The 22,580-nt window shown below is 61.3% G+C and carries 28 protein-coding genes; 8 read left to right on the forward strand and 20 right to left on the reverse strand.

The window, feature by feature from the left end:
• Nucleotides 1–11 precede the first annotated feature (11 nt).
• The 3 genes from BMZ35_RS00105 to BMZ35_RS20810 all read left to right on the forward strand — a co-directional run bounded on the left by BMZ35_RS00105 (nucleotide 12) and on the right by BMZ35_RS20810 (nucleotide 2,043).
• Nucleotides 12–635: a hypothetical protein gene (locus BMZ35_RS00105; protein WP_093089933.1), complete on the forward strand. Its 624-nt coding sequence runs from the start codon at nucleotides 12–14 to the stop codon at nucleotides 633–635.
• Between the two features lie 127 nt (nucleotides 636–762).
• Nucleotides 763–1,398, forward strand: coding sequence for a 50S ribosomal protein L25/general stress protein Ctc (locus tag BMZ35_RS00110; protein WP_093089934.1), 636 nt, complete (start codon nucleotides 763–765; stop codon nucleotides 1,396–1,398).
• Nucleotides 1,399–1,656: 258 nt separating this feature from the next.
• Nucleotides 1,657–2,043 carry a hypothetical protein gene (locus BMZ35_RS20810; protein WP_242654656.1) on the forward strand — a complete coding sequence of 129 codons (387 nt, stop codon included), beginning with the start codon at nucleotides 1,657–1,659 and terminating at the stop codon, nucleotides 2,041–2,043.
• Nucleotides 2,044–2,061: 18 nt separating this feature from the next.
• Here the strand turns inward: BMZ35_RS20810 and BMZ35_RS00120 are convergent, their stop codons facing one another.
• Nucleotides 2,062–2,751, reverse strand: a complete 690-nt coding sequence (locus tag BMZ35_RS00120) for an FkbM family methyltransferase (protein WP_093089935.1) — start codon at nucleotides 2,749–2,751, stop codon at nucleotides 2,062–2,064.
• Between the two features lie 86 nt (nucleotides 2,752–2,837).
• On the opposite strand from BMZ35_RS00120, the gene pth reads away from it, so the two are divergent.
• The 3 genes from pth to BMZ35_RS00135 all read left to right on the forward strand — a co-directional run bounded on the left by pth (nucleotide 2,838) and on the right by BMZ35_RS00135 (nucleotide 5,808).
• Entirely contained in the window at nucleotides 2,838–3,539 is a 702-nt protein-coding gene (pth, locus tag BMZ35_RS00125; RefSeq protein WP_093089936.1) for an aminoacyl-tRNA hydrolase, read from the forward strand.
• Nucleotides 3,536–4,573: a DUF2332 domain-containing protein gene (locus BMZ35_RS00130; RefSeq protein ID WP_093089937.1), complete on the forward strand. Its 1,038-nt coding sequence runs from the start codon at nucleotides 3,536–3,538 to the stop codon at nucleotides 4,571–4,573. Before pth ends, BMZ35_RS00130 begins: the two co-directional genes overlap by 4 nt.
• A 68-nt stretch (nucleotides 4,574–4,641) precedes the next feature.
• Nucleotides 4,642–5,808, forward strand: a complete 1,167-nt coding sequence (locus BMZ35_RS00135; RefSeq protein ID WP_093089938.1) for a serine hydrolase domain-containing protein — start codon at nucleotides 4,642–4,644, stop codon at nucleotides 5,806–5,808.
• Between the two features lie 84 nt (nucleotides 5,809–5,892).
• On the opposite strand, the gene BMZ35_RS00140 is transcribed toward BMZ35_RS00135, so the two are convergent.
• Entirely contained in the window at nucleotides 5,893–7,260 is a 1,368-nt protein-coding gene (locus BMZ35_RS00140) for an FAD-dependent oxidoreductase (protein ID WP_093089939.1), read from the reverse strand.
• A 107-nt stretch (nucleotides 7,261–7,367) separates the two neighbouring features.
• On the opposite strand from BMZ35_RS00140, the gene BMZ35_RS00145 reads away from it, so the two are divergent.
• Nucleotides 7,368–7,742, forward strand: a complete 375-nt coding sequence (locus BMZ35_RS00145; protein ID WP_423227736.1) for a DUF2237 family protein — start codon at nucleotides 7,368–7,370, stop codon at nucleotides 7,740–7,742.
• Here the strand turns inward: BMZ35_RS00145 and BMZ35_RS00150 are convergent.
• From BMZ35_RS00150 to ihfB, 7 genes are all read right to left on the reverse strand, one after another.
• A complete protein-coding gene (locus tag BMZ35_RS00150; RefSeq protein ID WP_093089940.1) occupies nucleotides 7,739–8,257 on the reverse strand; it encodes a helix-turn-helix transcriptional regulator in 519 nt (172 codons plus the stop codon). The two genes, BMZ35_RS00145 and BMZ35_RS00150, sit on opposite strands and share 4 nt — an antisense overlap.
• A 45-nt stretch (nucleotides 8,258–8,302) precedes the next feature.
• Entirely contained in the window at nucleotides 8,303–8,833 is a 531-nt protein-coding gene (locus tag BMZ35_RS00155; protein ID WP_093089941.1) for a hypothetical protein, read from the reverse strand.
• A 233-nt stretch (nucleotides 8,834–9,066) separates the two neighbouring features.
• Nucleotides 9,067–9,297, reverse strand: a complete 231-nt coding sequence (locus BMZ35_RS00160; protein WP_093089942.1) for a hypothetical protein — start codon at nucleotides 9,295–9,297, stop codon at nucleotides 9,067–9,069.
• A gap of 261 nt (nucleotides 9,298–9,558) precedes the next feature.
• Nucleotides 9,559–10,812 carry a tryptophan synthase subunit beta gene (gene trpB / locus BMZ35_RS00165; RefSeq protein ID WP_093089943.1) on the reverse strand — a complete coding sequence of 418 codons (1,254 nt, stop codon included), beginning with the start codon at nucleotides 10,810–10,812 and terminating at the stop codon, nucleotides 9,559–9,561.
• A 112-nt stretch (nucleotides 10,813–10,924) separates the two neighbouring features.
• On the reverse strand, nucleotides 10,925–11,584 hold the full coding sequence (locus BMZ35_RS00170; RefSeq protein WP_093089944.1) for a phosphoribosylanthranilate isomerase: 660 nt from the start codon (nucleotides 11,582–11,584) through the stop codon (nucleotides 10,925–10,927).
• 73 nt (nucleotides 11,585–11,657) lie between these two features.
• Complete coding sequence (locus BMZ35_RS00175; RefSeq protein ID WP_093089945.1) at nucleotides 11,658–12,008, reverse strand: lipopolysaccharide assembly protein LapA domain-containing protein; 351 nt, start codon at nucleotides 12,006–12,008, stop codon at nucleotides 11,658–11,660.
• A gap of 3 nt (nucleotides 12,009–12,011) precedes the next feature.
• Nucleotides 12,012–12,293, reverse strand: coding sequence for an integration host factor subunit beta (gene ihfB / locus BMZ35_RS00180; RefSeq protein ID WP_093089946.1), 282 nt, complete (start codon nucleotides 12,291–12,293; stop codon nucleotides 12,012–12,014).
• A gap of 264 nt (nucleotides 12,294–12,557) precedes the next feature.
• Here ihfB and BMZ35_RS21185 point away from each other — a divergent pair, with 264 nt between their 5' ends.
• The gene (locus tag BMZ35_RS21185) at nucleotides 12,558–12,680 is read left to right on the forward strand and encodes a hypothetical protein (RefSeq protein ID WP_278247106.1); all 123 of its coding nucleotides are present in this window, start codon (nucleotides 12,558–12,560) and stop codon (nucleotides 12,678–12,680) included.
• A gap of 40 nt (nucleotides 12,681–12,720) precedes the next feature.
• Here BMZ35_RS21185 and BMZ35_RS00185 read toward each other — a convergent pair whose 3' ends face one another.
• The 11 genes from BMZ35_RS00185 to BMZ35_RS00235 all read right to left on the reverse strand — a co-directional run bounded on the left by BMZ35_RS00185 (nucleotide 12,721) and on the right by BMZ35_RS00235 (nucleotide 22,562).
• The gene (locus BMZ35_RS00185; protein WP_242654658.1) at nucleotides 12,721–13,344 is read right to left on the reverse strand and encodes a class I SAM-dependent methyltransferase; all 624 of its coding nucleotides are present in this window, start codon (nucleotides 13,342–13,344) and stop codon (nucleotides 12,721–12,723) included.
• A 178-nt stretch (nucleotides 13,345–13,522) separates the two neighbouring features.
• A complete protein-coding gene (locus BMZ35_RS00190; protein WP_093092404.1) occupies nucleotides 13,523–14,281 on the reverse strand; it encodes a nuclear transport factor 2 family protein in 759 nt (252 codons plus the stop codon).
• Nucleotides 14,282–14,442: 161 nt separating this feature from the next.
• Complete coding sequence (locus BMZ35_RS00195) at nucleotides 14,443–14,709, reverse strand: hypothetical protein (RefSeq protein ID WP_093089947.1); 267 nt, start codon at nucleotides 14,707–14,709, stop codon at nucleotides 14,443–14,445.
• Nucleotides 14,669–15,457 (reverse strand): alpha/beta fold hydrolase, encoded by a 789-nt coding sequence (locus BMZ35_RS00200; RefSeq protein ID WP_093089948.1) that lies wholly within the window; start codon nucleotides 15,455–15,457, stop codon nucleotides 14,669–14,671. The genes BMZ35_RS00195 and BMZ35_RS00200 overlap by 41 nt, the downstream gene beginning before the upstream one ends.
• Nucleotides 15,458–15,659: 202 nt before the next feature.
• Nucleotides 15,660–17,339 (reverse strand): 30S ribosomal protein S1, encoded by a 1,680-nt coding sequence (gene rpsA, locus BMZ35_RS00205; RefSeq protein ID WP_093092406.1) that lies wholly within the window; start codon nucleotides 17,337–17,339, stop codon nucleotides 15,660–15,662.
• A gap of 235 nt (nucleotides 17,340–17,574) precedes the next feature.
• Nucleotides 17,575–17,913 carry a DUF6525 family protein gene (locus BMZ35_RS21190; protein ID WP_278247107.1) on the reverse strand — a complete coding sequence of 113 codons (339 nt, stop codon included), beginning with the start codon at nucleotides 17,911–17,913 and terminating at the stop codon, nucleotides 17,575–17,577.
• Between the two features lie 12 nt (nucleotides 17,914–17,925).
• Nucleotides 17,926–18,840 carry an ATP-grasp fold amidoligase family protein gene (locus BMZ35_RS00215; protein WP_165609975.1) on the reverse strand — a complete coding sequence of 305 codons (915 nt, stop codon included), beginning with the start codon at nucleotides 18,838–18,840 and terminating at the stop codon, nucleotides 17,926–17,928.
• A gap of 118 nt (nucleotides 18,841–18,958) precedes the next feature.
• Complete coding sequence (locus BMZ35_RS00220; protein WP_093089950.1) at nucleotides 18,959–20,020, reverse strand: Hint domain-containing protein; 1,062 nt, start codon at nucleotides 20,018–20,020, stop codon at nucleotides 18,959–18,961.
• Between the two features lie 357 nt (nucleotides 20,021–20,377).
• The gene (locus BMZ35_RS00225; protein ID WP_093089951.1) at nucleotides 20,378–21,379 is read right to left on the reverse strand and encodes an aldo/keto reductase; all 1,002 of its coding nucleotides are present in this window, start codon (nucleotides 21,377–21,379) and stop codon (nucleotides 20,378–20,380) included.
• Nucleotide 21,380: 1 nt separating this feature from the next.
• Nucleotides 21,381–21,995: a (d)CMP kinase gene (cmk, locus tag BMZ35_RS00230; protein WP_093089952.1), complete on the reverse strand. Its 615-nt coding sequence runs from the start codon at nucleotides 21,993–21,995 to the stop codon at nucleotides 21,381–21,383.
• A 57-nt stretch (nucleotides 21,996–22,052) separates the two neighbouring features.
• Nucleotides 22,053–22,562 carry a hypothetical protein gene (locus BMZ35_RS00235; RefSeq protein ID WP_093089953.1) on the reverse strand — a complete coding sequence of 170 codons (510 nt, stop codon included), beginning with the start codon at nucleotides 22,560–22,562 and terminating at the stop codon, nucleotides 22,053–22,055.
• Between the last annotated feature and the right edge of the window lie 18 nt (nucleotides 22,563–22,580).

Below are 22,580 nucleotides of genomic sequence, written 5' to 3' on the forward strand. Positions count from 1 at the left end.
GGGCAGGTCAATTGCTGGTCTTTTTCAAACAGAATCTTGCGTTTCTCTCGGTGCCGAAAACCGGCACCACGGCCTATGAACTCGCTTTGCGCCCCGCCGCCGACATCGCCTTCACCAAGGCCACGAAACACATGACCGTGGGCAAGTTCCACAAGCGTTTCGCGCCCTTTCTCGACCAGACTTACGGGCTGAAACCCGAACGCATGGCGGTGATGCGCGATCCCATCGACGTGATCCGCTCCTGGTACAAATACCGCAGCCCCGAACGCATGGGCGACAACAAACACTGCCATGGCGGGGTCAGTTTCGACGAATACGTGCTCGACGTGATCTCCGACAAACCGTCCAAACCGGCCGGTGTCGGAAGCCAGCATTCCTTCCTGACGCTGGCTGGCAAGGGCCTGCCAGTCCACCACCTCTTTGCCTATGAACGCCAGCGCCTCCTGCGCGACTTCCTCGAACAGCGGTTCGAACGCGAGATCGAGCCCAAGCAAAAGAACGTCTCTCCCGAAATCCCGGCCCCCCTCTCGCCTGAGGTCGAAGCCAAACTGCGCGCCGCCCGCCCCGAGGATTTCGCGCTCTATGACCGGATTCTTCAGGCCGATGGCGTGCTGCGCGCCTATTCAGAGGAATAGGGCGCGAAAAACCGCCCCAAACCCGACAAAACCCCCTTTGCAACCGGACGAATCCGCGTTAAGGACGCGGCTTCACGCGGGGTGACAGCCTTGGAGGCACCCTGCCCTATCTATTGGAGTATACAACATGGCTGGTCAGATTCCTGATCTTCACGCCGAAGCACGCACGGGGACAGGCAAGGGCGCCGCTCGTCAAGCGCGTCGCGACGGTTTCGTTCCCGGTGTCGTCTATGGTGGCGAGGCTGATCCCCAAGCGATCCAGATCCCCTTCAACGTTCTTCTGAAGAAACTGAAGGCAGGCCGCTTCCTTTCGACCCTGTGGAACCTCAAAGTCGACGGTCAGGAAGACGTGCGCGTCATCTGCCGCAGCGTTCAGCGTGACGTCGTCAAGGACCTTCCGACCCATATCGACCTGCTGCGCCTGCGCCGCACCTCGAAAATCAGCCTGTTCATCCACGTGGACTTCATCAACGAAGACCAGGCACCGGGCATCAAGAAGGGCGGCGTTCTGACCGTTGTGCGTCCCGAGGTGGAACTGAACGTGACCGCGGGCGATATCCCCGAGAGCATCACGGTTGACCTCGCAGGTCTCGACATCGGCGACATCGTCCACATCTCGGACGTGACCCTGCCCGACGGCGCCAAGCCGACCGTCGAGCGCGACTTCGTGATTGCCAACATCTCGGCCCCCTCGGGCCTGCGTTCCTCGGAGAACGAAGAAGGTGAAGGCGAAGAGGGCGAAGAAGAAGCCACCGAAGAATAAGACCGCACCGGGTCTTCCCGACGGTTTTGAAACGGCGCTCCACCCGGAGCGCCGTTTTTTTTGTGTGACAGATGCCAGTTGAGCACCTGTTCCCCTCAAAGCAGCTGTGGGTCGGCATGCCCTGACCGCTTTTGAGTGACTTCCCGCTCACCCAAAAGCCCTGATAGGCAACAAATCGCAGATCGGTAAAGAACAATGGGAACCCGCTACACTCCTTCGACGTTGAACACCTATATGAACGACAAAAGGAGCGTCCAAATGTCTGTGAAAACCAAGCTACCGATGGCCCTCGCCGCATTGGCCCTTGCCGCGACGCCTGCTTTCGCAGGCAACGGGAACGGCAAGACCAAAGGCCCGAAACACGCGGACCCCACCTATGTTGCGAACTGTCCGCCGGGTCTGGCCAAAAAGAACCCGCCCTGCATCCCGCCGGGGCAAGCCAAGAAGAAGTATCCGGGCTATCATCCGGCCTACAAGAACGGTGACAAAATCCTCCGGGATTACAAGATCATCCGCGACTATGACCGCTACGGCCTCGACGACAGCTATCTTTACTACATGGTCGGACGCGAGATTTTCCGCATGAGCCCCGACACCGGTCGCGTGATCGCCTTCATCGGTCTGGCGGACGCCCTCTTGCGCTGACCAGACCTCGGGGCGGCCTCACCTCCGCCCCTTCGCCACCCGCATAAAGCCCAGCGTGCGCCCGTTGCTCATCACCGGGTCATAAGTCAGGCCGGATTTCGACATGCAATCCACCATCTTGCGGATCACCTGCTTGCTTTCATAGCGGCTGGGGTGAATCTCCATCACCACATGTTTCACGCAGCGCGGCCATGGCCGTTCGAAAAGATGTGCCTCCGCCCCCTCGATATCCATCATCACGAATTTCGGCTCATAAATGGCCAAGAGATGCGACATCGGCAAAGCGGGCACCTCGACCATGTCGTCATGGCTCTTACCCTCCTCGACGATGGACCCGCCCCAGAACAGTTTTCCGGCGCGGAACCGCACGGTTTCCTCTTCGTGGTCATCTCCGACGACGGCCCCATGCAAGAGCGTGACACCCCCAAACCCGTTGCGTTCAAGGTTGGCCCGCACCGGATCAAGCATCTGCGGGTTGGCCTCCACGCTGATCACGTTTTCCGCCCCCACTACCGAGGCACAGACCGAGCTGACAAAACCCAGTCCCGCGCCCAGCTCAAGCACCTTCCAGCCCTTGCGCAACCGCTTCAGCGCCGCGTCGCTTTCCTTGCTCTCGTATTCCCCGGCCCGGATCTTGTCTTCGATCGCCGTGCCCACCAGAAACTCGGGCAGCCCGATCTCGACGCCTTTGAGTGTGTAAACCGTCACGCCTGCCCGCTCCTGCCTTACCCTTGATTGATTCCTAAGCCCCTGCCACCTATAGAGCAACCATCACGACGAATGGGAAACGCGCCATGAAACTCTTTGTCGGCCTCGGGAATCCGGGCGCCAAATATGCGAACAACCGGCACAATATCGGCTTCATGGCGCTTGACCAGATTGCCGCCGACCATGGCTTTTCCCCGTGGAAATCCAAGTTTCAGGGGTCCCTCTGCGAAGGCCGTCTTGGCCGCGAGAAAGTGCTGCTCCTGAAACCGGAAACCTTCATGAACCTCTCCGGTCAGTCGGTCGGCGAAGCCATGCGGTTCTACAAGCTCGACAGCACCGATGTGACCGTCTTCCATGACGAACTTGACCTCGCGCCGGGCAAATGCCGTGCCAAAGCGGGGGGCGGCCATGCGGGCCATAACGGCCTGCGCTCGATCCACCAGCATATCGGCCCGCATTACGATCGCGTGCGGATGGGCATCGGCCATCCCGGCAACAAGAACGCGGTCTCGGGCTATGTGCTGCGCGATTTCCCCAAGGCGGATGCCGACTGGCTTGACGATCTCCTGCGCGGCATTTCCGACGGCGCCCCGCATCTGGCCGAGGGCGACACAGGCAAGTTCATGAACGCCGTGGCCCTACGTGTGAAGCCGCCCCGTTCCTCCAAGAACCCGGCCCCCAAGGCCGACACCCCGGCCCCGAAAACAGCAAAGCCAGCACCTGAACCGGCCCCGGCCCAGCCCGAACCCCGCTCCAAGCTGCAACAGCTCATGGACAAGTTCAAATGACCGCCCTGCGCGACGCCTTCCTGTTTCAGGCCGACGCCTGCGAAGGGCTCGACAGCCCCTTCATGGGCCGCTTGCTGCGCCTGCTTGCGGACCGCTGGCCGACCGATACGGCGCTGGCGCAGAAATGTGCCGCCTGGCAGGGCGATATCGGCCCCATGGCCGCCTCGTTGCCACTGCGCATCGCCGGAGGTCTTCATGCGTTGGTCCTGCAGGGCATGGACCCGGCCCTTGCCGCCGCCTACCCACCCAACAGCGTGCCGGACGCGGATCTCTGGCAGGCGGTGCAGGGCGCACTTCACACCCACGACGCCTTTCTCACCGAATGGATCGACCACGCGCCGCAAACCAACGAGGTGCGCCGCGCCGCCGTTCTGATCGGCGCCGCCCACCTGCTGAGCGAACGCCATGGCCTGCCCATCCGCCTGACAGAACTGGGGGCGTCGGCGGGGTTGAACCTGATGTTCGACCAGTTCCACATGGCGCTGGACGGGGCGGACTATGGCCCGCAAAGCCCGGTGCAACTGGCCCCCGACTGGCGCGGGTCCCTACCGCCCGAGACGCCACTCAACATCACCGAGAGGCGCGGCGTCGACCTCAACCCGCTCAATGCACAAGACCCCGCCGATCAGCTGCGCCTGCTGGCCTATCTCTGGCCCGATCAATCCGAACGTCTTGCCCGCACCCGCGCCGCCATCGCACTTCAGAACGCCCCGCTGGAACAGGGTGATGCGATCGACTGGCTCGAAAGCCGCCTTGCGCCTGTGCCCGGCACGCTGCACCTGATCTATCACACCGTTGCATGGCAGTATTTTCCCGCCCACGCACAGGAACGCGGCGAAGAAATCATCGTTGGCGCAGGCCATGCCGCCCTGCCCGACGCCCCGCTGGCGTGGCTCTCTCTTGAAGCCGACGACAAGACCCCCGGCGCCGCCATCCGCCTGCGCCTCTGGCCCGGAAACCACGACATCGCCCTCGGGCGCGCCGATTTTCACGGTCGCTGGGTCGACTGGCAGGCGCCAACCCACCTGCCCTGACGTCGCCCTTGCCCCAGCGGCAACGCTCTGTTCAACTCTCTCCCGGACCAGAAGGGAGAGAGGAACCCATGCGCACATTCGGAAAATGGCTTGGCCGCATCCTGTTGATGTTCGTCCTCGCGGCGGTGGTCGTCTATGTCTGGAAACGCGAGGAAATCCACCGCCTTCTGGCCGTGAACTCGTTGTTTTCAGAAGAGAAAATCGTCTGGAATTTCTCGAACATGGACCAGTTGTTCCTCACCCGTCCCGTGTCGCGCGGCGACACCCCCGTCTCGGATTTGCCCAGGGGCTCGGACATGACCCTGCCTTCCGGCATCGACGATTGGCTGACCGCGCGCTCCGTGACCTCTCTGGTGGTGCTCAAGGACGGCCGGATCGTGCATGAAAGTTATTACAAGGACACCGCGCCCGACGATCTGCGCATCTCGTGGTCGGTGGCCAAATCCTATCTCTCCGCCCTCTTCGGCATCGTTTTGGCCGAAGGTCAGATCGACAGCCTTGATGACCCGGTCACGAAATACGCCCCCAAGCTGACGGGGACCGCCTATGACGGCGCCACCATCCGCAACGTGTTGCAGATGTCCTCGGGCGTGACCTTTGACGAGGATTATCTCGACTTCAATTCCGACATCAACCGCATGGGCCGCGTGCTTGCCCTTGGAGGCACGATGGACGATTTCGCCGCCAGCCTTTCGGAAACCTTCACCGCACCGGGCAGCCAGTGGCAATACGTGTCCATCGACACCCATGTCCTTGGCATGGTGATCCGTGGCGCCACCGGGCGCGACGTGGCCTCGCTCCTGTCCGAGAAAATCATCGCCCCGCTTGGCTATGAAGAAAGCCCCTACTACGTCACCGACGGCGTTGGCGTGGCCTTTGTTCTGGGCGGGCTGAACATCCGCACCCGCGACTATGCCCGCTTTGGCCAGATGTTCCTGCAGAACGGTATGTATGACGGCGTTCAGATCGTGCCCGCCGAATGGGCCGCCGAAAGCACGACCCCAAGCGCCAACACGGCACCGGGCGAACTGCAGTATGGCTATCAATGGTGGATGCCCAAAGACGCCCAACCCGAAGAGTTCTTCGGCATCGGTGTTTATGGTCAATACATCTACGTTGACCGTCCAAGCGGCGTGGTGATCGCAATGAACTCGGCTGATCGCCAGTTCAAGGAAAGCGGTGTAACCGACAGCAACATCGCCATGTTCCGCGAGATCGTTGCGGCGCTAAACTAAAGCCCGGAATCACGGCGCGCATAGCGCGCCGCCGGGCAGCGCCCGACCGTCCCATGGTCGGGCGCTGCCCGGCAAACGGGCGTACTAGAACACCCGCGCGCCCTGCCGTTCCAGCTCTTTCTGGATATCCCCGATATCCACCTGATCCAGGTCGCGCCCCTGCTGTTTCACTGACAGTGCCGCCGCCACACCTGCGCCCTGCCCGATCACCGCACAACACGCCATGTTGCGGGTCGCTGCATGGGCAATGCGCTCGGCCCCTGTCGCCCGCCCCGACACCAACAGGTTCTTGATCTTCTTGGGCAACAGGTTGCGATAGGGGATCTGGAAATACCGCCCCGTCGTCGGCAGGATCAGCACGCCATAGCCATCAATGAACTCGGGGAATATGCCAATCGAATCCTCGAACCGCCCCTGCTCGCGCACATCCCCCTCGCGCATCTCGTAAACCGTATCCACCTTGCGCGTATCCCGCACGCCAAGGCTCATCCCGAAGTTACGCAGCCGGGCGCCCTCGCATCCCGGCGTGAACCGCTTGAGCGCCTCGATCGCCAGCATCGCCTGCCGGCGCCCCTCGATTTCGCCCTGCGTGAGGCTGTCCGGGTCGGTTCCGTCCACCCCGTCCAGATGCACGAGGTTCATATAGGTCAGCTCGCCTGTGTCATGCATCGCCCCCCACGTCCCGGCAATCGTATTGAGATGCGCCGGAATGATGCCGGCCTTGATCGCCTGCGCAAAGGGCTTGCCAAGGAAGGGCGAAAACATCTCGTCCTCCTTGCCCGAGGTCTCGATATTCCACTCCCCGCCGCCGCCCCAATCCGCATAGGTCTGGGGATCGGCCTTGATACCTTCCATAAACCGGGTCTTGTCCACCCCGGCGAGATGGAACATCACCGACGCCGCCATCATCTCTTCCCGCGGCGTCATCCGCGTCGGCGCACCGGCGCGATGCGCCACATCCGCGTCGCCCGTCGCGTCAATCACCCGCTTGGCCAAAATCGCCTCGCGCCCGGCCTTGGATTCGGTGATGATGCCGACAATGGCATCGCCTTCCATGATCGGCGCCACGAACTGACGGTGCAGCATCGGGTGAATGCCCGCCTCCTCGACCATGCGATCCGCGACCAGCTTGAACCCCTCGCTGTCGATCTCATAGCTCAGCGACTGGCTCTCTGGCACCGCCGCGCCCGCGTCCTTCGCGGCGTCCTCGAACTCCTTGGGAATGCCCATGCTCTCCACGGTCTGTTCGTGGCGATACCAATGCATCCCCTCCACGCCGACCACGGTGATATTGCCCCCGAAACAGCCGAACCGCTCGACCAACGTCACCTCGACCCCGGCCCGTGCCGCCGCCAGCGCCGCCGAAAGCCCCCCCGGCCCCGAGCCAACGACCAGCACGTCTGTTTCGTGGATGACATCAATCTGGCGGGCGGGTTCGGTGATCTGTTTCATGACGCCCAGCCTTTGACAAAGCCCTGCCTTGCGTCAATCCAAAAGTGAAATGGCCATACAGGATTTGTCCCTTTGCGCCGCATACCCGCGCATGCAACAATACCCCCATGATCGAGAAAGACCCCAGCCTCAACGTGCTTGGCACCGCCCTTGCCCCCTGTTCCACCGAACCCCTGACCGGGTTCTTCCGCGACGGGCATTGCAATACCTGCGCCGAGGATCAGGGCAGCCATACGGTCTGCGCCATCATGACGGCCGAGTTTCTCGCCTTTTCCAAGTATGTCGGCAACGATCTCTCGACCCCGCGCCCCGAGTTCGGCTTTGCCGGACTCAAGCCGGGCGATCACTGGTGCCTCTGCGCCGGGCGTTTCCTGCAGGCCCATGACGAAGGCTGCGCCCCGCGGGTTAATCTTGCCGCCACGCACCAACGCGCGCTCGACATCGTGCCGCTGGATATCCTGGCCATTTATGGCGCACATTAACGCGGCGGTGTGCCGGTGAACTCCTTGTCGCTGTCCAGAAGATCGTCAAGGAAGACACTCATCAGCTGCGCGCGCCCGGTGACGCCTGCCTTGCGATAGATCGCGTTGCACTGCGCCTTGACGGTGCCCTCGGACGTGTTGCGCAGATCGGCAATGTCCTGAATGCTCAGCCCCTTGACCGAAAACAGCGCAACCTCATGCTCTGCCGGGGTCAGCCCCCAGTCCGCAAACCGCTTGTCCATGTGATCAACGAAGGCCATGCGCACATTGCGCAGGCTCTGTTCGGCCTCGTGCTTGTCCGCAAGGGTTCGCCGGAACGCCACCCATCCAAGCACCACCCCGAGAAACAAGCCCACCGCGGCACCGATTTCCAGAAACTCGCGGCTCTGCCAGCTGATCGGGGACATGCGCACACCGATCACGGTCAACAGGATGTCGGACACGAAAAAGATCGCGCAGCCCCCCTGGACCACGATCAACAGGATCAGCCAAAGGCGCGACCGGCGCACGCGCATCAGCACGCTATGGCCTCATGGGACGTCAGGATGTCCTGCGAAGCCTCACGAGCCACCCCGCCCGTTGCCATTCCCGTTGCCGTTCCCACCGGCATTTCCATTCCCGTTCCCACCAGCATTCCCATTCCCGCTGCTGTCGGCATTGCCAGTCCCGTTGCCCACACCGTTGCCCGAGTTCCCGTTGCCCGAGTTTCCGTTGCCAGAAGTTTCCTTCCCGGAAGTGTCTTTGTCGGAATTTCCACGGCCCTGACCCGATGTTTCCTTGTCCCCGGCTTGTGCCACGTCCGCCTGTTCTTTCTTTGCTCCCAGTATGGGATCGGACGCCAGTCCAAAACCGCCCTTCTGGAAATCGCGCAAGATTTCGCCGGTCCGCGGGTTCACCACGATTTCGCGACTGCGCGTTTCCGTGCGCGCAACGATGCGCTCACGTCCAAGAAAGGTGCGCGACACGTCGAACTCGGAATACCCGAGCGCGCGCAACTGGCGCACGATCGCCTCTGCAACCGCCTCCGCGCTCGCCACTTGTGCCGCAAGGGTCGGTACCAGGACGCATGCTATGATTTTGAGATGTTTCATGACCAAACCATGTTTTCCGGCCGCCGTGCTCTGGGGAAGCAACGGCGACCGGCAAGATGAAGGCGTAGGTTACGCTCGAGGGACAGATTTGTCACGCAACACACCGCCAATCATCGCACCTCATGAAATCGCCCGTGGATGCGTGGGAATACACGCACCACCTCCATGAGGCCAAGTTCGCCTGATCCGGGAATGGGATGCACTGGTCCAGGCGTCTGAGTCGAAACCACATTTCACTCACCTACCGGGCGGGGCGCCGCCCGGGTCTCACTTGCCCATCCGCCCCATATGCTGCCAAGCAGGACGGTCGGGCTTTCCGCGACCAATAACGGATCCGAACTTGCCTTGGGATAGCGCCCCAAGGCGGCATCGACCATGTTATCCAGAACGCCTTCCTCCTCGGCCAGAACGACAAGCACGAAGCCAAGGGTAACAGATAGAAATGCCCTCAGTTTTCGCCCCATCTTTCCGGTGCCCCCGTGGTTGTTCGAGATATCAAATTCAATACATGGCCCGTGCCATTCGGTACCCCCAGCAAAGCCCGCGCCGGCGGGCGCCGTCCATAGGTCTGGGGTTTACCATCCCCTGCATTTTTCAAAGGATTACAGCCATAAACCTGGGTTTATGGCCTCCCCGAAGCCCGGGGCGCGAACAGACACAAAAAAAAGAGGCGCCTCTTGTCGAAGACGCCCCTTACATGTTTTTCGGAACAGCGTTGCGCGGGTTCAGTCCGCCGGACGCCCCTCGGTGTCACTCATGTCGAACCCGAGATAGCGCGCCACGGTCTGCACATCCTTGTCACCCCGGCCACACATGTTCATGACGATGATATGATCCTTGGGCAGATCGCCGGCGATCTTCATCACATGCGCCAACGCATGACTGGGTTCCAGCGCCGGGATGATCCCTTCATGGGCACAGCAATACTGGAACGCCTCCAGCGCCTCCTTGTCGGTCACGGACACATAGCTTGCCCGGCCGATGTCATGCAGCCAGCTATGCTCCGGCCCGATCCCCGGATAATCGAGCCCGGCCGAAATCGAATAGCCTTCAAGGATCTGCCCATCATCATCCTGCAAAAGATAGGTGCGGTTGCCATGCAGAACGCCGGGGCGCCCGCCCGTCAGCGACGCGCAATGCTCCATCTTCTCGTCCACGCCCTTGCCACCGGCTTCGACCCCGATGATGTTGACCGACTTGTCGTCAAGGAAGGGATAGAACAGTCCCATCGCGTTCGAACCGCCGCCGATCGCGGCGATCACCGTGTCGGGAAGACGGCCCTCGCCCTCCTGTTCGGCCAGCTGCCAGCGCACTTCCTTGCCGATGATCGACTGGAAATCGCGCACCATCGCCGGATAGGGGTGCGGCCCGGCCACAGTCCCGATGCAATAGAACGTGTCGCGCACATTCGTGACCCAGTCACGCAGCGCATCATTCATCGCATCCTTGAGCGTGCCACGCCCTGATGTCACCGGGATCACTTCGGCGCCCAGAAGACGCATCCGGAACACGTTCGGCGCCTGGCGCTGAACGTCATGCGCCCCCATATAGACCACGCATTTCAACCCGAACTTGGCACAGACCGTGGCCGTGGCCACCCCGTGCTGACCCGCGCCGGTCTCGGCAATGATCCGGGTCTTGCCCATGCGCCGCGCCAGGATGATCTGGCCCAGCACGTTGTTCACCTTATGCGCGCCGGTGTGGTTCAGCTCGTCCCGCTTGAGATAAATCTTGGCGCCGCCAAGGCTTTCGGTCAGGCGCGGTGCGAAATAAAGCGGGCTCGGACGGCCAACGTAATGCTTCCAAAGATCGTCCATCTCGGCCCAGAATGTCGGGTCATCCTTGGCCTTCTCGTATTCCGCCTCCAGATCAAGGATCAGCGGCATCAGCGTCTCAGAGACAAACCGTCCCCCGAAATCGCCGAAACGGCCCTTCTCGTCAGGTCCGGTCATGAAGGAATTGAAAAGATCATTGGCCATGGGGTCGTCCTTCGCTAGCGTCGGTTTTACCTAGAACGCACGAAGCTACAGGGCAAGCGGGAAAGCGGCTGCCGCGTGCCCCGATCCACTCGGAACAAGCAACAAAACCCTGTTACCGCAAAACCGGCACCGCCTGCCCCTGTGCGGCCTTGACGAAATCCCGGATCAATCCGGCATCCTTCACCCCCGGCGCGCTTTCCACGCCCGAACTGACATCCACCTGTCGCGCGCCGGTCATGCGCACCGCTTCGGCCACGTTCGCCGCCGTCAGCCCCCCGGCCAACATCCACGGACAGGGCCAGTATTTCCGGTTCACCAACCGCCAGTCAAAGGCCAGCCCGTTGCCCCCCGGCAAATCCGCGCCCTTGGGCGGTTTGGCATCAATCAGCAACTGGTCCGCCACCGCGCCATAGGCGTCGATCTGCGCCACGTCCTCGGGCCCGGCGATCCCTACAGCCTTCATCACCGGCAGACCGAACCGCGCCCGGATCTCGGCCACCCGCTCCGGGCTTTCACCGCCATGAAGCTGCAGCATGTCGAGCGGCACCGCATCCACCAGCTGATCCAGAAACGCATCATCCGCATTCACGGTCAGCGCCACCTTGGCAACTCCCACCGGCACCTCGAGCGCCAAATCCCGCGCAGCCGCAACTCCGATATGGCGCGGCGATTTTTCAAAGAACACGAACCCCACATAGGCCGCCCCGGCCTCAGCCGCCGCCGCCACATGTTCAGGCTCGCGAAGCCCGCAGATTTTCACCCGGATATCCATGGCTCTTCATCCCACACGGCAAAAAGGGGCGCAACCCGCCCCTTCATCTTGCCCAAAATACTCAAACTGCGACTCAGCTCGCCTCGTCCAGCAACGCCAGAACCTCGTCCTTGTTTTCGGCCTGCTTGCCTTTCAGACGCCGCACCTCGCGCTTGGTCTGATGCAATTCCTTCTCGGCCTTGGATTTCTCCGCCCGGTGGCGATGCTCACGCATCCACTCCCAGACGAATCCGATCAGCAATCCCGCAGCAATGGCTAGAAAAATCACCACGAACAACGGCAGGCTGATCGAATGGTTGATCCCGATCAGTTCCCCAAGCGCCTGCGGCAACAGGGTCAGGGTCACGATCTCGCGATTTGCAAGCGCCACCGCGATCAGCGCGGCGCCCAGTATGCCCAGAAAGGCATAGCGAATGTAACGCATTCCTTACTTTCCGTTCAGTCGGTCTCTCAGCAACTTGCCCGTCTTGAAGAAGGGCACGTGTTTCTCTTCCACTTCCACCGACTCTCCCGTGCGCGGATTGCGCCCGACGCGGGCATCCCGCTGCTTCACCGAAAACGCACCAAAGCCACGCAGCTCCACCCGATCACCCCGCGACATGGCATCGGTGATCTCCTCGAAGATCGTATTCACGATACGCTCCACGTCGCGCTGGTAGAGGTGCGGGTTTTCATCAGCAATCTTTTGTATCAGTTCCGAACGGATCATCGGTTCATGTCTCCCTGGGTGTGCACGTCTTTGGCCGCATGCATCGCCCCGACTATAGGAAGAAACCGCGCAAACGGAAAATGGAAACACACTCCTTGGGCGCGAAATCCTGCCGAATCCCCGAGATTCCCTGCGGAATCGGCGTCCCACTTGGCGAATTCCTCCCCCATGCCTTCAACCAGCACGCCCGCCGCGCCGCAGAGAAGCCATTGATTCGCAATGAAAAGCTGATCCTCTGTTCAGGACTGCAAATACCGCCCTGCAATGCCCGGCCGCGCGCTGAAACACCGCGCACACCGCGTCGGCCACATCATCGATATCCGGGTCATGCTGGATCAGTACGCCCGCGACGAACACGGACAGGCGCGCGCGCAAAAACGTGCCTGAACCGTCCCTCGAAAATCCCACGCGCGCTTCTGCCAGAGGTTTACCTTTTTCGAACGGCCACGATCCCGCGGCTGGTCCGTGATGGCGGCCCCGACGGGAAACTGTACATCCGCTCAATGTCAAAACCGGCCTCTTGGACGAGCGCCACGATCTCACCCTCCAGAAAAGTACGATGACGCCACTGCAGCCATATGATTGCATTGCACCAATGCGGTTTGGACACCACGAGATGCAACCGGCCACCTTCGCGAAGCAGGTCGCGCATTTGCCTGAGGGCACGTAACGGATCCGGACAATGCTCGATGACATGCGCCGCCAGAACGACTTCTGACAGACCCAAATCCGCTTCACCCAACAAGGACATTTCCATCCTCGGCTCAACGCCACGTCTGCGTAGTGCTGTTCCGCCAAGTCCAAGCATTGTCCGGCTTGGCTCAAGCAAGATCAACTCGCGCGGCGGGCCGTTTATCGCAACCCAGGCTTCAGAGAAGGACGCTGTGCCCGCGCCAACGTCAACGACGCGCAGGTCGCCGCCGTCGTTTCGTCGTTGAGCAGAAAGAAAGCCGAGATAGGCATCATAGTATCCCAACGTGCGCATCTTGTCGCCCCAACGAGGCGCGGCGACGTCATAACGATCGGTCAAACGGGCAGTCTTTTCTGCCATCAGACGAACCCTCCATCGAGTTCTGCGACAACCTGATCTCTACGTCAAAACCCGGCCCTTTGATACCCTGCTGTGTCGCGTGCAACGGGCAAAACACCGCCATCGAAGTGCAATGATACCCCGACCCGCGGTTCAGGATGACAAATGCCATCCGACAATATCCCGACGCGTCGCCATCTCAGAACTTGCCGTTGTTGTTCTTCCATTGATCCTTGGGGGCAATGGTTTCCACCGTGGTCCACTGCTCGACGATCCTGTCCGCCTCAAGGCGGAACAGATCGTAATAGCTTGTTGGCAGATTGCCCCGACGCCCTTCGCTCATGCACAACACGAAATTGCCTTCCGCCAGGACCCGGTGCAGCCGATCATACCGCCTTGCCCCCGGCCCAGTGGCCTCGTTCTGCAACACCGCCCACAACGCGTCGGCCCCATCACCGATATCCGGGTCATGCTGGATCAGATCCGCCGCCACGTATTCGGGCAGGCGCGCGCGCTGCTGCCCAATCAGCACCTCCTCGACAAAGGCCCGCGCCCGCGCCCTGTTCGCCTCGGTCCTCTCGAGATCCGTGATCCCGGTCTCCCCATCAAGCATGCCCCGCCCGGACGGGTTCGGCCCGCGCTCCGGCTGGATATTGTCCCAGTGCTCGACGGCGAGCCCGTCTTCAAAGCGAAACACCTCGAACGCGACCCGAAGCCTGTCAAAATCATAAAGGTTATGGGCAAACGCGAAATCACCATCCTCGAAGACCCTGACAAACGTCACCTTCGGATTGGTTTTGGACAGCCGCGCAAACAGCGCCGCCAACCCCTCGCTGCCCTCGTGGGTCTGCGGGTTGTGCTGGACATAGCGCGCTTCGTTCACCACCGCCGCCGCCTCGGGATCGCCGGTTTCGATCCCCTTGAGCAGCTTTTGCAAAAGATCCTTTTTCGACGTCATCACAGTCCCCTCGTTTGTCCCCGCCCATTCAATCACGACCACGTGCGAACGGAAATCAAAACGATCAACCCGGTTGACGCCCCTTCCTTCCCGCAAAGACCTGCCCCCCCCCTGCCCGGCGAACCGGCTACAGGTCGCTCACATCCCGACTTGTTTGTGGATCACAATCCGGCAAGAAAGGCCCGCGCCTGCGGCACCCATTTTTCCGGCTCGACGGAAGTGGAATAATGCCCCATGTGGCTGCGCACTTCATGGAATGTCACCTCTGCGCCCGCTGCACGCATCTCCTCGGCAACCCCTTGTCCGATCGAGGCCGGGTAGAATTCATCGGTATCGCAAAGCACATAGAAGAACCTCGCGCGAATGCGGTCGAGCCTGTCCGAGACGTCAAAATCTCCGATCGCCGAATTCAAGACGATCAGGCTCATGGGATCGAATTCGTCGGCCCATTCCGCCGACGTTTCGTGCAAGAGTTTCTCGACATCCCGTCTTGGCATCTGGCCTTCGAACTTTTCCATGAACTGGTAGGACAGCAGGGTTCTGATCCGGATGCGGGTCATCACGTCCCAGAGCCCCCCCCGCTTCTGCATAATGTCCATCGTTCCAATTGGGGTCCGCTTGCAGTTCGGCGACAAGTTCAGGCAAGGCCGCGCTGGTTCCGAACTGGCTCACCGGGCCGCAGTCGGCGGCGATAATGCCCCGCATGGCCCGAGGATAGGTGACCGCCCACTGAAACGACAGCAATCCCCCAACTGATCCACCAGCCACGGCAAGAAGCTGATCAATGCCCAAAGCATCAATAAGACATTTCTGCGCGCGGACCATGTCTTCAAGCGTGATTTCGGGAAAATCGGCGCCCCAGGCCCGCCCTGTCTCCGGGTTCAAGGAGTTCGGCCCGGTCGTGCCGTAGGAAGAGCCGAGCATATTCGAGGAAATGACGCAGAATTTGTCCGTGTCGAGGAGCTTTCCGGGGCCGATGATGCCATCCCACCAACCTTCACGTAAGTCGGGAGTCGTTCGACCGACGGCATGATGCGTGCTTGTCGTTCCGTGGTGCACAAGAACTGCGTTCGATCTTTCGGCATTCAGGTCGCCGTAGCACTCGTAGGCGATGTCCAGCTCGGGCAGCACGAAACCGGACTGCAAGCGAAAATGCGATGTACGATAGCTCGGCATTGAAGATGCCTCCGGACTTCACCGCTCAAATCCTATCACGAAATGAATGAAAAGTCCCGTTCTCGCGGTCCTGTGCAGCCCGCTCCGGGCGCTCGCCCGCGCCCTCAATCCGGTCCACGCACCCGCCCCGAGAGCCGATCGCCGGCCAACAAAAAAGCCCCGCCGTTTCCGGCGGGGCTTCTCAAATCGTATGTCGAAAGACTTACTCGTCGCCCGACTTGAGCGCGGCGCCCAGGATATCGCCCAGCGATGCACCCGAATCCGACGAACCGTACTGTTCCACGGCTTCTTTCTCTTCGGCGATCTCGCGTGCCTTGATCGACAGGCCCAGACGACGGGTCTTGCTGTCCACGTTGGTCACGCGCACATCAACCTTGTCACCGACCGAGAAACGCTCGGGGCGCTGCTCTGCACGGTCACGGCTCAGGTCCGAACGACGGATGAACGATTTCATGCCTTCGTACTCGACCTCGATGCCGCCATCTTCGATCGCGGTCACTTCAACGGTGATGACCGAGCCACGCTTCACGCCGCCAACGGCTTCTGCGAACTTGTCACCGCCCAGCGCCTTGATCGACAGCGAGATACGCTCCTTGTCGATGTCGACTTCCGAGACAACCGCCTGGACAACGTCGCCCTTGCGGTAGTTCTGGATGGCGTCTTCGCCACGCTCGTCCCAGCTGAGGTCCGAAAGGTGAACCATGCCGTCGATCTCGCCCGGCAGGCCAATGAACAGACCGAATTCGGTGATGTTCTTGACTTCGCCTTCGACCTGCGTGCCCTCGGGGTGGGTTTCTGCAAACACTTCCCACGGGTTGCGCATGGTCTGCTTGAGACCCAGCGAAACGCGACGCTTGGCGCCGTCGATTTCGAGAACCATGACGTCCACTTCCTGGCTCGTCGAGACGATCTTGCCGGGGTGTACGTTCTTCTTGGTCCAGGACATTTCGCTGACGTGCACGAGACCTTCGACACCCGGCTCCAGCTCCACGAAGGCGCCGTAATCGGTGATGTTGGTCACGCGGCCCTTGTGGACCGACGACAGCGGGTACTTGGCGGCCACGAGATCCCACGGATCGTCCTGCAGCTGCTTCATGCCCAGCGAAATGCGGTGGGTTTCCTTGTTGATCTTGATGACCTGTACCTTGACAGTTTCACCGATCGTCAGGATTTCCGACGGGTGGTTCACACGGCGCCATGCCATGTCGGTGACGTGCAGAAGCCCGTCAACACCGCCCAGGTCAACAAACGCACCGTATTCGGTGATGTTCTTGACGACACCGTCCACGGCCTGACCTTCGTGCAGGTTGCCGATAACCTCGGCGCGCTGCTCGGCGCGGGACTCTTCGAGGATCGCGCGACGCGATACAACGATGTTGCCACGGCGACGGTCCATTTTCAGGATCTGGAACGGCTGCTTCAGACCCATCAGCGGGCCGGCGTCGCGCACGGGGCGCACGTCAACCTGCGAACCGGGCAGGAAGGCCACGGCGCCGCCGAGATCGACGGTGAAGCCACCTTTGACACGACCAAAGATCGCACCTTCGACGCGCTGGTCGTCGGCATATGCTTTTTCCAGGCGGTCCCATGCTTCTTCACGGCGGGCCATCTCGCGCGAGATAACCGCTTCGCCGCGGGCGTTTTCAGCCGCGCGCAGGAAGACTTCCACTTCGTCGCCAACGGCGATTTCAGGAGCTTCACCCGGGTTTGCGAATTCTTTCAGATCAACGCGGCCTTCCATCTTGTAGCCGACGTCGATGATGGCTTGGCCTGCTTCGATTGCGATGACCTTGCCTTTGACAACCGAACCCTCGTTCGGGGTGTCCATTTCGAAGCTTTCATTAAGGAGGGCTTCGAATTCCTCCATGGTTGCGTTAGCCATGTGGCGTTTCATTCCTTTACAAACATTTTTGCGGGCCACGCGGTTGTCTCCGCCGGTCTTGGTTTCGTTACGTCCCGGGCCGTTTGGCCAAGAAAACGGGCGTGGTGTCACACACAAACAAGAAGGGCCGGAGGATTTCCTCGGGCCCTACTCACCACATCCGCGACTCTTGACGGTCTCTGGACAGGCGCGCGTATAGCTCAACGCGGGTATGAGCGCAAGTCCCATACCCGTGCTACGCCTGTGTGAAACGATCCCGCCGCAGCATCGCCCGTTCCACCTCGCTCAGACGCTGCAACGCCGCCTCCGGGTCCCGTCGCCCGCCCGCCTTTTCCCAGATCGCCCGCGCCGAGGCCGGGCTCCACGGAAGGGCTGCCTGTGACAACCACCCCCGCAAGGCCGGGGGCAAGCGGTCAAAGGATGTCATCGCGCACCCCTCCCGGCGGCGGCGCCGCAAACTGCTGTTGAGATTGCGTTCTATGTCATGATCCTCTTGCACCCACCGCACCGACCATCGGCACGCGACGCAATATGTAATAACATTACATACAAAAGATGCAAGCACCCCCGGCATGTGCGCGCCCGTTCAGCCGACCTTCGGCAACGTCCACATATCACCCGCCGCGCGTTCGAACTCGGGGGGATCGAAATTGCCGATACCGCTTGTCGGATAAACCGTGATCTCGCACAGCCAGAACCGGCTCTTGGTGACAAGGAAGTCGATCCGCAGCATGTCGACCCCTTCCCCCAGCTTTTCCGCCACCTCGATCAGGTCGTCCAGATAGGGCGGCGCGGGCATATCGCCCAGCACCCCGAAGGGCTTGGTGGTACGGATACGGAACGTCGCCGCAATCCGGTTCCAGTCCGCATCGAACAACCCGCATTTGTTGCTGCCATATTGCATCAGGTACATGAACCGCAGCTTGCCATCGAACACAAAGCATTTCAGGTCCGAGATATGCGCGCCCTCTTCCGTCCGGATCAGCTCTTCCGCAACGATACCGCGTTCGGCACCCCAGTATCCCCACTCATGCACTTCCTGCCCATAGGTCCGCCCGACCCAGCGCGTGCATTGCCGACGGATTTCGTCCCGGTCATAATCTTCGCCCGGCAAAATGATACGGCTCCATCCCGAGCCGTGATTGCCCTTGAGAATGGCCCCATCGCCAAACGTATCGAAGGGAATGTCCTCCGGGTTGCGCCCATGCCAAAGCAGGCGCGTCGTCAACGCCTCGGCACGCGCCTTGCCAAGACGTTCCTCGAAATAGGCACGGCATTTCACGCGATCGGTAAAAACCGGGAAAAGCGGATTGCGGTCATGGACCTTGCGCCACTGGACCTTCTCGCTGAACCCCTTGGGATCACGAAGGTCGGGGTCCGCACCAAAGGTCCCGGCATATTCCGCCTTCAGCCGCTTGTAGCCTCGGGCCTTGTCAATGCGGCCTTCGATGGCGCTGATCTTGCGGAGAAAGAAGTATTTCAGGGCATTCCACCGGGACATTTTCGAAACCTGGATCGTCGACTTGCGTCTCCTATACAGCATGCCCTGACGGGAACAAGACACCCCGCCCCAAAGCCTTTCCATGCATGGAAACTGGCGCCAATTGGCGCCATCCGGCTCAGGCCACGGCCTGCCAGCGCCCGCCCGAAGCCTGCTTGCTGGCACCGTCTCCGTCCCCGAACCCGGCGCACTCCAAAAGCGTCTCGCCTTCCCACCGGGTCAGACAGGGGCGCGCCAACGGCCCGTATGCCGACCAATCGCCCTCAAGATGCGGGAACGCCCGCGCCATGCGCGCCCGCGCCGCCGGCGTCAGGCTGGCCACCGCCTGATCCCCCGGATACAGGCTTTCCGCCCCAAGCCCCTCGGCCATGATGACTTCGTGCTGCTCGAACATCAGGTGGAAATAGTCGATCCCGCCCGCCGGGTCCGCCACCTGCCCGCCAAACCGCGCGAAACTCACCGCTGGAAACAGCACTGCGGCCTCGCGAAACAGGATTTCCGCCTGCCAGCCGCGAAACAGGATGCGATGTTGCGGCGACACCCACAGGTCGCGGCGTGGCATACCCTTGCCCAGTTGCCCCGCCCGGATACAAATCGGCCGGTATTGCGGCTCCAGAAGCAACTCGGCCTGGCTCATCCGACGCTCCGCGATCCAGCGGATCTCGCTCGATCCACCCGCCTCGGTCGTCACCCTGTCCCCGATGATCAGGCGTTCCACCGGAACCGGCCCCCTTGGCGTGTCGATCAGCGTGCCACGCACGAAACAGATCGGAATGTTCACTACGTCCGACCAGCCGTTCAGATCATGCGCCCCGTTTGGAAACGCATCCATCGTGGCCTGCGAGACACCGTTGGGAAAGAGGAAAAGCCGTTGACCGTCCTCGGTCGTGATCACCACGATCGGTTCCCCGCGCAGGTCTTCGCCATTGACGTTCCTGAGCTTGTTGGAATTGGGCAGCGTCCCTGAGAATTCGACCGTGAAACTCATCTCCACGCCGTTGATGATCACCGTCGTGTTCGGGTCCGGCAATCCGCCGTTGGGCTGAAGCTTGAGGTTGCCCGAAGTCCCGCTGGAAAACGTGATTTCGGTCGTGGGAACACTGTTGGTGTTCTCCGCATTCAGATAGGAGTTATTCGCCGTGTTGCTGTCGCCACGTGCGAAAAAGCTGATCGTCGCCATGTCTGCCCGCCTCAACCGGACTGACCCGTTTTCGGGCCTTTTTGTGACCCCTTTTTCGGGATCTTGAGGTCTATCAGACAGCGAAACCCGCCGTTATTCAAGGCGCATAAAAAGTTTCATCTCATTTGTGACATATTTCAACACAGCCGCAGACGCCAGGAATCCCGGCGAAAACGCCCCGTGCGCTCCGGTCGGGCCGCAGATCTTAACAAACCCTTGCGCCCGCTCCGTTAACACCTGCCCGAATGGCGGTGTTCTGAGTGCGATACCGACGCGATACCGACGTCAAACCGACGCGATACCGACAGGCAATACCAGCAAAACAAGGCCGTTAACCTTCGAATCGACCTGAAAGCCCTAACAATAGCGTTCCGGCCCGTCCCATTGGTCCACGCTGTAGCGATCCCCATGCGCCCAGCCCGCCGGCAGCGCGGTTTCAATCGCGACCAAGTCCTCGGCGCTCAGCGTGATCTCGGCCCCCCGCACCAGTTCCTCGAAATGCGCCACAGACCGGGTGCCGGGAATGGCAAAGACCTCTTCGCCCTGCGCCAGCACCCATGCCATTGCCAGCGATGCCGCCGGAACGCCCATGTCGCGCGCAAGGGCGCGAAACGGTTCTGTCGCCTTGATATTGTTGGAATAATTCGGTTCCTGAAACCGCGGATTACTGCGCGGCCAGGGCAGATCGGGAATGCGGCTGGCCGGAATCGGCTCGTCTGTCAGAAAGGACCGCCCCACCGGGCCAAACGCCACCAACGCCGTCCCCAATGCCTTGCAGGTCTGCACGAGTCCCAGTTCCGGCGACCGGACACCAAGCGAGTATTCCGACTGCACCGCATCCACCGGATGTTCCGCCGCCGCCCTGCGCAACGAACTCGGTGCGATCTCGCTGAACCCTATCCCCTTGATCTTGCCCTTCTTTTTCAGGGTTGCGAGGGTTCCCGCCACCTCTTCAACTGGCACTGCCTGATCCCGGCGATGCACATAGAACAGGTCCACATGGTCCGTGCCCATCCGATGCAGGCTCTTGTCGAGCTCCTCTTCGAGATGCGCCAAGTCATTGCGGTAACAGCGTTTTCCATCGCCGTCCTTGGTGATGCTCGCCTTGGTGGCGATAAAGAACCGCTCCCGCGTCCCGGCGCCCCGCATTTTCAGGAATTCCCCGATTGTCTCCTCCGAACCGCCCATGCCATAGACATTGGCAGTGTCCAGATGCGTCACCCCAGCCTCCAGTGCCGCGTCGAGAACCGCATAGGAGTTTTCCCGCGTGGTCGGCCCATAGAAATTGCCAAAGGACATTGCCCCGACGCCCACAACCGAAACTTCCGGCCCCTGCGGCCCAAGCCTGCGCGTTTTCATCTCAACCCCCTTGTTTTCTTGCTTCCACGGCCGCCACCGCCTGTGCCACCGCGGCCTCGATACTGAGGTTGGACGTGTCGATTTCCACCGCATCCTCGGCGGCCACCAACGGCGCCTCGGCGCGCTCGCGGTCGCGCTGGTCGCGCTCGATCACGTCCGCCAGAACCTGCTCGCGGCTCACCTCCAGCCCCTTGGCCTCCAGTTCCAGAAACCGCCGCTCTGCCCGCACCTCGGCGCTTGCAGTTACAAAAAGCTTGGCCTCGGCCTCGGGGCAGATCACCGTGCCAATATCGCGCCCGTCCAGCACCGCGCCGCCCGCGCGCCGGGCAAAAGCACGCTGAAAATCCACCAATGCCGCGCGCACATCCGGGATCACCGCCACCTTGCTCGCCGCCTGCGCCACTTCGGGGGTGCGCAAGGCGTCGTTTTCAAGGTCCTCCGCCACCAGCGCGCGGGCCGCCTCGATCGGGTCCGTGCCATCCAGCGTCTTGGCCCCCACCGCCCGGTACAACAGCCCGGTGTCAAGGTGCCCGAACCCGAAATGCGCCGCGACAGCCTTGGAAATCGTACCTTTTCCGGCCGCTGCCGGGCCGTCGATTGCGATGGTAAAACTCATGATGTTCCTCAAATTTCCTGACGTTCATCTATCCCAGCCAAGGCGCCGGGATGCAAGTCATCCGCCTTTGCGGCGGCGGACCAGCAACCGGATGAATCCATAGATGAGCGCCATGAAACAGACGGTCGCCGACAATGATTTGCTCAGGGTCCAGAAACTCGCCAATCCCACGAGGTTGTCCTCGACCGCCGTGACCGGCGTCGTCAGCATTACCGCAACAAGGTAGTTCTCAAGGTAATCGGCCGCCGCTCCCAAAAGCGCAAGCACACCAAGCACCGACGACCAGGGCCGCGCGAACAGAATCTGAAACCCGAGGATGAGCGTCAGGCCCAGAAGCGCGGGATAAAGGATATCCAGCTTCTGCTGAACGCCGACATAAAACTGACGCCCCTCTTCGCTGAGCGCGCCCAGAAACGCACGTGCGTCTTGTGCAGAATAGCCCAGCGGGCGCATGTCGAACGGCGTCAGGCCCTGCGCCGCTTCGGTGATCCGGGGCAAGGACCAGAGCACCATGATCAGATAGACGGCCGCCGCCGTACAAAAGCTGATCCAGAATACCCGTTGCATGCCCTACTCCGCCCGATG

Origin of the sequence: Shimia aestuarii, assembly GCF_900114635.1 — a bacterium.
GTDB lineage: Bacteria > Pseudomonadota > Alphaproteobacteria > Rhodobacterales > Rhodobacteraceae > Shimia > Shimia aestuarii.